A 5,117-nucleotide genomic window follows, 5' to 3' on the forward strand; every position below is an offset into this window, starting at 1 on the left:
ATTTAATTATGGACGTATTGAATATGACAGATTGATTAGATCCATGAGGCTTATTATAATGAATGGTCATTTTCTTTTTTGCCCAGATATTAGAACCTTAAGTACTGTTGAGGACTTTTTTAATCGTAGATGGCTACTTTATAAGTATGTTATATATCATCACCGTGTCATAAAAACGGATTATCTTCTTGAAAAGGCAATAGTCGGCTTGGCAAGGAGTTATTTGGGAAATCCCGAGAAAGAGAATGAGTACAATGGCGGAGTGTTGCCATTAGATATATCTGGTCTTTGGAAAGCTGTAAAACAGGTATATTCTAACACGAAATATTTTAATGCACTAATTCAGTGGGATGATTCATGGTTAATTTCCCTTCTTCGTCATAAATATTTTGAAGCATACCAGGAAACAGATAGTGATTTTATTTCCTCTTGTTTGGAAGAATTGTTGTCAAACAGGAAAAATTATCGTTCAATCGTTAAAAGGATGGATGATTTCGGGGTAATAGATAGAAGTGCGGCAAATAGTTTTCGGTTAGATGGACTGGAGAAGTTGCGCGAGATTTTGGGTGATAATTGGAATCACATTTTTCATCGTTTGGATAAACAAAAAAAGTTTTATGATAAAGACCATACTGAAATGTCATTTAACGGTTTCTTTCTGCACGGCATAAAGGAACTGCTAGATGCGCTCGAAAAAGAGCAACCACTTTTTGATCAGAACGTAATAGCAGCTTTAAATGATTTAAAGGATAAGTACAATATAGAAAATTGCATAGTTGTAAGTAAAAAATTAAAGACAGGATTGGAGAAACTACCTTATCTACATAAAAACGGAAAACCTATTTTACTAACTAAGGTATCCAAGATTCACACGGTTCTTCGCCAAAATCAAATGGCTTTTCCGCCGTTTTTTGTTTACATTCCTGAAAAGACACAAATTAATGAGGCTGGTTTTCTTGCAGACATTGGAAAGCAAGTTGCCATAAGACTTGTTTCATTAATTGAAGAGTTTACAAAATAAGAAAATATTATGATACTAAAAGAAAAGGAGAGATTGAAGAATGCCATTAGTAACGGATAACCCGACGTATAAATTTACTAATTTAGTTTTATCAAAAAAAGGGCCATTTACTTTAAGAGAGATATCATCAGACCTGAAAGAAAAAGGATTGGAAAATAATGAAAAGTTAATTAAGGAATCTTTACGCCGTCTTCGAGACGACGGGTTAGTTATTGAGCACGGTCCGTTTTTCTCAGTTGCTTTCGGAGATTATTAATATGGTGGTAAGTTTAGGGGTCAGGCTTAAAGTTTATTAAACTAACTGTATTATTCGGATAAGTTGTTATTTGACCTTGGTTAATATCTCCAGAAAAATTCACAATCTATGTGATTCAATGATAATTTTTAAGCAAAAATTTGTGGAGTGATTACATATTGACTAAACTTGCCATTGACGGGGGAACGCCCGTGCGTACAGTACCCTTTGCCCCTTGGCCCTATTTTGCCGCAGACGAGATTGCAGCAGCCGGTGATGTTCTAAAATCCGGCAAAGTGAACTACTGGACTGGGGAAGAGGGGCGGGAGTTTGAAAGAGAGTTTGCCTCCTTTACCGGCTGCCGGTATGCCGTGGCCGTGGCTAACGGAACCGTGGCCCTGGAGCTGGCCCTTTATGCCCTGGGCGTAGGCCCCGGCGATGAGGTTATTGTAACCAGCCGCACCTTCATTGCCTCGGCCAGTTGTGCCGTAATGCGAGGGGCCACTCCGGTGATGGCCGATGTAGACCCTGTAAGCCAGAATATAACCGCTGAAACCATTGCAAGGTGTATTACCCCCAGGACCAGGGCTATTATTGCCGTGCATCTGGCGGGATGGCCCTGTGACATGGACTCCATTTTGGATTTGGCCCGGGCAAAGGGTTTGTACGTCATCGAAGATTGCGCCCAGTCTCATGGAGCTACCTATAAAGGGCGACCGGTGGGGTCCCTGGGTGACGTCGCTGCCTTCTCCTTTTGCCAGGACAAGATTATGACCACCGGTGGCGAGGGCGGCATGCTGGCCACCAATAATAGGGAGATATGGGAGAAGGCCTGGAGCTTTAAAGACCATGGTAAAAGTTACGATGCCGTCTATAACCGCCAGCACCCCCCGGGGTTTCGCTGGGTGCATGAATCCTTCGGCACCAACTGGCGGTTGACCGAAATGCAATCGGCCATTGGCCGGGTTATATTAAAGAAACTTCCCGAATGGGTGGAAACACGACGCAGAAATGCCTCAATTCTTACCAGGTGTTTTTCCCGCCTGCCGGCCCTTCGGGTTACTGTACCCCCCGGGGATGTTGGACATGCTTATTATAAATATTACACCTTTGTCCGGCCCGAAAAATTGAAGGGCGGTTGGGACAGGGACCGCATCATGGCGGCTATAAACGCCGAGGGAATTCCTTGTTTCAGTGGCAGTTGCAGTGAAATATACCTGGAGAAGGCCTTCGATAAAGAAGGACTACGTCCCGCTGAACGTCTACCCGTGGCCAAAGAACTGGGGGAAACATCCTTGATGTTTCTGGTTCACCCCACCCTTTCAGAGGAGGATATGTACGATACCTGCCAGGCGGTTGAAAAGGTGCTCAGGGGTCAGGCTTAAAGTTGTTTAAAGTAACTGCTTTATCTGAATAACCAGATAAAGCGGGCTCAAACTTTAGACATTACGTACCCAATATGTAACTGCAAAACTACGAGAAGGGGCTGTAATCCCCCTCAATTTATTGATGGGATACACGGACCCCCTCACCCGGGCGCAAGCCCGGTGAAATTTTTGTAAGTGTATAGCACTTCCTATATAAGATAACCGGCCAGTGCCTTCTGTTGCAGGTGAAAGGCAGGAGTCGGTTGAGTTTTATGTTACTAATTATGAATATAAGGAACCATATAAATGTATAAATTTCTTTCCTGGATAACTGTGATTCTTTGGATGGTGCTTATTTTTAATCTGTCTTCCCAGGTGGCAGAGCAGTCCAATGAACTGAGTACAGGAATAACAGAGGTTATTGTAAAAACGGTGGAAAAAGTTGCTCCCATGGCGGAGTTTGATATAAAAAGTTTTAATAATGTATTGAGGAAGAATGCCCATTTCTTTGCTTATCTGGTGTTGGGAATATTGTTGTTAAATGCTTTAAGGAGAAGTGGGGTAAACGGTTACCGGAGCTTTGCTTTAACTCTAGGGTTTTGTGTTCTTTATGCTGTATCGGATGAAGTACATCAGTTATTTGTCTCCGGCCGAGGTGGTCAGGTTAAGGATGTTATTATTGATAGTGCCGGAGTCAGTGTTGGTATTGGAGTGTTTTGGGCAGTTGGTAAGTTGGTTATGAGAAGTAAAATTAGAGATAAAGAATAAATATCCGTTGAGCTGTAATTTCGGCTTAGGGTTTTTTTAGAACCCCATGCTTTAATATGTTAATATGGTAAATTGCTTTAGGAAAATTCCGAAAGGCCTAATCGGCCTTCCGAAATTTTCCTAAAGTGGATAGTCCCTCGCTGCGGTGATAGATTAACGCATTAAGGTAAAAAGGGTATACCCTGCCGGTGTAAGCTAGGCGGGGAAGTTCGTTGATTGTACATATATCTCACCAACTACGCCATCCCATGACCGGCATATTTAAAACATACAACCTTTATTTTGCATAACACTCTTAAATTGGTGTACCCGTGAAATTAGCTCTATGGTAGAATGAGTTTGAGAATCATGAAAGTGAGTGATACTGCATGAAATGGGAAGAAGTACGGAGGCTTTACCCAAATCAGTTCGTTAAGCTAAGGATATTGGGTTTGCGCAGGGAGGGTAACCGTGAGTACGTGGACGATGTGGCGATCGTACGCAGCATAACCGACCCGTCGGAAGCCACTAGCGAGTTGATGAAATGCAGAGGTAATACTCTGGTTTACCATACCAGTAACGAAAAGATTATCCTCGAAGTGCGTACAAGGCCTGGACTTAGGGGGGCTATTTAGTGCGGCTTGATTTCCGAGATGGTCTTATATTTACTTCACTTTCTATCACATACAAAGGTAAGATAAAGAAAATCGAAAATATCATTCTTGATACCGGGGCGGCGCAATCCATTGTATCCCCTGATGCTGTTGAAGAACTTGGAATTACGGTTGAGCCAGATGATAGAATCGTAACCTGCTATGGAATTGGTGGCAAGCAGTACGCCGTTGCCAAGCTGGTTAACGGGATATCTTTTGGTCCCTTCAAGCTTGGCGATCGAACTATTGACCTGGGACCGGTGGACTTAGACGGTGAGATAAACGGCCTTCTGGGAATGGATATGCTGATGGAGGTCGGTGCAGTCATCGATCTGAAAAACTTACTTTTATATGAGGGATTATAACGGAGAAAATCCGAAAGGCTTAACCGCCCTTCCCATATCTCCATCTAGAACCAGGGAGACAAGGAGAAATCGAATTGTTAAAAGCAAATTCCGAAAGGCCTAATCGGTCTTCCGTAATTTGCCAATGCCCGGGTCGGATCCGAAAAGCTTAATCATCTTTCCAGATCCTCCCATGTGGGGTCTGTCCCCACTTACGTTATAGACACTTATGGTTTAAGGTATTTTAATATTTTTGGCAGAAGGCAAGACCCGGATGGAGCCTACGCAGCAGTAATGCCAAAATTCATCAAGCAGCTTCTGAATAATGAGCGGCCTACTATTAATGGATACGGGAAACAGAGTCGGAAACGTTGGAAAATACGAAAGGTCACCAGGTTATGTCTAAATTGAAAACTGGAATAAAAAATATAATTTTTAGAATGGTTTCACTCTGCCTGCTGCTAGTTCGTTGATAAATTCCAGTGGCGACAAGTCATATAAACTACCATGCATGCGGCGCTGGTTATAAAACTGAATATACTCGCTAACAATCCGGTAGGCATCTTGGTAACTGGTAAACTCGTATCTGCTCAAGCAATCCCTCTCCAAAATAGCATGAAATGATTCAATATGCGCGTTTTTATTCGGTGTCTTAGGTGGAATGCGTTCATGTTCCGTACCGTATTCCAAACAAATATTTTCAAAAATATGACTTATAAACTGTGGGCCGTTATCAGTTCTAATAGTTGG

Annotated in this window: 8 protein-coding genes; 7 read left to right on the top strand and 1 reads right to left on the bottom strand. The window is 42.5% G+C overall.

Going from position 1 to position 5,117, the window contains the following annotated elements:
* The 7 genes from LX24_RS14570 to LX24_RS14600 all read left to right on the top strand — a co-directional run.
* On the top strand, positions 1 to 1,021 hold a 1,021-nt coding region (locus LX24_RS14570; protein WP_207706633.1), incomplete at its 5' end, for a hypothetical protein.
* A gap of 40 nt (positions 1,022 to 1,061) precedes the next feature.
* Positions 1,062 to 1,277, top strand: coding sequence for a hypothetical protein (locus tag LX24_RS14575; RefSeq protein ID WP_166512856.1), 216 nt, complete (start codon positions 1,062 to 1,064; stop codon positions 1,275 to 1,277).
* A gap of 158 nt (positions 1,278 to 1,435) precedes the next feature.
* Positions 1,436 to 2,641: a DegT/DnrJ/EryC1/StrS family aminotransferase gene (locus tag LX24_RS14580; RefSeq protein ID WP_166512857.1), complete on the top strand. Its 1,206-nt coding sequence runs from the start codon at positions 1,436 to 1,438 to the stop codon at positions 2,639 to 2,641.
* 288 nt (positions 2,642 to 2,929) lie between these two features.
* Positions 2,930 to 3,391: a VanZ family protein gene (locus LX24_RS14585; protein ID WP_166512858.1), complete on the top strand. Its 462-nt coding sequence runs from the start codon at positions 2,930 to 2,932 to the stop codon at positions 3,389 to 3,391.
* Positions 3,392 to 3,849: 458 nt separating this feature from the next.
* Complete coding sequence (locus tag LX24_RS15260; RefSeq protein WP_341473585.1) at positions 3,850 to 4,005, top strand: hypothetical protein; 156 nt, start codon at positions 3,850 to 3,852, stop codon at positions 4,003 to 4,005.
* On the top strand, positions 4,005 to 4,388 hold the full coding sequence (locus LX24_RS14595; protein ID WP_166512860.1) for a retropepsin-like aspartic protease: 384 nt from the start codon (positions 4,005 to 4,007) through the stop codon (positions 4,386 to 4,388). Before LX24_RS15260 ends, LX24_RS14595 begins: the two co-directional genes overlap by 1 nt.
* Positions 4,389 to 4,562: 174 nt before the next feature.
* On the top strand, positions 4,563 to 4,778 hold the full coding sequence (locus tag LX24_RS14600) for an NAD-dependent epimerase/dehydratase family protein (RefSeq protein WP_341473586.1): 216 nt from the start codon (positions 4,563 to 4,565) through the stop codon (positions 4,776 to 4,778).
* Positions 4,779 to 4,802: 24 nt separating this feature from the next.
* On the opposite strand, the gene LX24_RS14605 is transcribed toward LX24_RS14600, so the two are convergent.
* Positions 4,803 to 5,117, bottom strand: a 315-nt coding sequence (locus tag LX24_RS14605; protein WP_166512861.1) for an integrase core domain-containing protein, incomplete at its 5' end; no start/stop codon positions are given.

Source organism: Desulfallas thermosapovorans DSM 6562 (genome assembly GCF_008124625.1).
Classification (GTDB): Bacteria; Bacillota; Desulfotomaculia; order Desulfotomaculales; family Desulfallaceae; genus Sporotomaculum; species Sporotomaculum thermosapovorans.

Bases quoted from the DNA above. Each gene is read 5' to 3' on its own strand.
- LX24_RS14575 (WP_166512856.1), top strand. From the start codon at position 1,062: ATGCCATTAGTAACGGATAACCCGACGTATAAATTTACTAATTTAGTT.
- LX24_RS14585 (WP_166512858.1), top strand. From the start codon at position 2,930: ATGTATAAATTTCTTTCCTGGATAACTGTGATTCTTTGGATGGTGCTT.